This window comes from Acinetobacter sp. SM1B, from assembly GCF_003289665.1.
Taxonomy (GTDB): domain Bacteria; phylum Pseudomonadota; class Gammaproteobacteria; order Pseudomonadales; family Moraxellaceae; genus Acinetobacter; species Acinetobacter schindleri.
Window position 1 is genome coordinate 1,047,888 of sequence record NZ_QMBM01000001.1, and the last position, 1,566, is coordinate 1,049,453.

Here is a 1,566-nt window from a genome sequence, read left to right on the forward strand (position 1 = left end):
GGTAAAGTCAGCAACCCACAAGTGATTAGGCTGATCAGCTCTAAAATTCCGTTTCACCAAGTCAGGTGCTCGTTTTTGGTCATCTCGGCTACGGGTGGTTTGTTTGTTCTTACCTCGCCAAACACCTTGTATACCTAACTTTTTCATTAATCGAGCAACAGTACAGCGTGCAATAATATAGCCTTCACGTTTCAGTTTTTGCCAGACTTTACGTACACCATACCGACCTGAACTTTCCTTCCAAATTCGTTTAATCTCCTCAGCATGATGCAAATCATGTAAATCTCGCTTTGCTCGATGTTCTGGATTTTCGCAGAGATCTAGAGTCCGGTAATAGGTTGAAGCTGCGATCGGTAAAATCCTAGAAATCGCATCAACACCATATAAGTCTTTATTGTTATGGATGAAATCCACCATTATTTGTGTGGGCGGTCGAGCTCCGCCTGGGCGAAAAAAGCGGCTGCTTTACGTAGAATTTCATTGGCACGCTTTAATTCTTTAATTTCACGTTCCATTTGCTTCATTTTTTCTTGATCAGATATCTGTTGTACTTTAATAGGATTTTGCTGATCTAAATGCTTTTGATGCCAGGCACGAAGTGTTTCAGGAGTACAACCAATCTTAGGCGCAATTGCGGAAACTGCTGCCCAATTCGATGGATAATCTTTTTCAGATTCAATCAATAATTGAACTGCTCTTTCTCTGATTTCAGGGGCATATTTTAATTTTGTCATCGGGATAGTCTCTCAGAATATTGACTCTCCGACAAACCCGGTACGGTTCATTGTTCATTTTTGCACTCATTGTTGTATGGTCTTTGATCGAAATTTATCTGGATATGCGCAAAAAAGAGAATTTGGAGCACGAAGCTTAAGCTTTTAATTAATTTCATAGCTGAATTGATCCGGATATAAAAATTAATTCAGCCATTCAAAGTATGTAAATAATTATATATAAAAAGTATAAAAGCATAGTTGAGAGTTAATTTTTAAATATATTTTGATAGCAGCTCTGTTTTGTAAAGAAATGGAAATTTTCCTTCTGAATGACTATGAGAGCCTTCTAAAGTATGAGGAATTTCCAAAGTGTCTATTTTTTCTAATTTATAATTGCTGATGAAGTGTGCAAGTGGGCATAAAAAGGCTTGTCTTTTAAAAAAATCTTAGCTAGTATTCTTGTCGCCTAAACCTATTGATAAATAAGGTTTTCAGCATATAGGGCCTATAGCTCAGTTGGTTAGAGCAGCGGACTCATAATCCGTTGGTCGACAGTTCAAGTCTGTCTGGGCCCACCATATAAATCAACCTCTTACGTGCATTAATCGTAAGGGGTTTTTTTAATTAAAATAAAAAGGTAGCGAATAGGTAGCAAGAATGACGACAAAAATGTTTCCATTTTTAGATGAACACCTACCATCTGAATTTTTTGCTTCTGTCATGTGAGGCAAATTTTGGAAGCCACGAGTTTGAATGGGTTTCGTTGCACAAACCTATTTCTAAAGGCTTATTCTGCAATGGACCTCTTTCATAAATCATTTTTTGCTCAGTTCCAAGTTGTAGATTCCAG

The 1,566-nt window shown here is 37.4% G+C and carries 1 protein-coding gene, 1 tRNA gene, 1 pseudogene and 1 other annotated feature (1 of these 4 cut by a window edge); of the genes and pseudogenes, 1 reads left to right on the forward strand and 2 read right to left on the reverse strand.

Annotated features, from left to right (window positions below; all coding sequences use genetic code 11):
* Window positions 1-734, reverse strand: a pseudogene (locus C8322_RS14545) (IS3 family transposase); the annotation flags it as partial.
* Window positions 343-459: a sequence feature (AL1L pseudoknot), on the reverse strand. (Overlaps the previous pseudogene by 117 nt.)
* Before the next feature lie 483 nt (window positions 735-1,217).
* Here C8322_RS14545 and C8322_RS04965 point away from each other — a divergent pair.
* A tRNA-Ile gene (locus tag C8322_RS04965) sits at window positions 1,218-1,294 on the forward strand.
* Window positions 1,295-1,531: 237 nt separating this feature from the next.
* Here the strand turns inward: C8322_RS04965 and C8322_RS04970 are convergent.
* On the reverse strand, window positions 1,532-1,566 hold the final stretch of the coding sequence (locus C8322_RS04970) for a transposase (RefSeq protein WP_111810424.1). It continues 295 nt past the right edge of the window; 35 of the gene's 330 nt are visible here — the last part of the coding sequence; its start codon lies beyond the right edge, outside the window; its stop codon occupies window positions 1,532-1,534.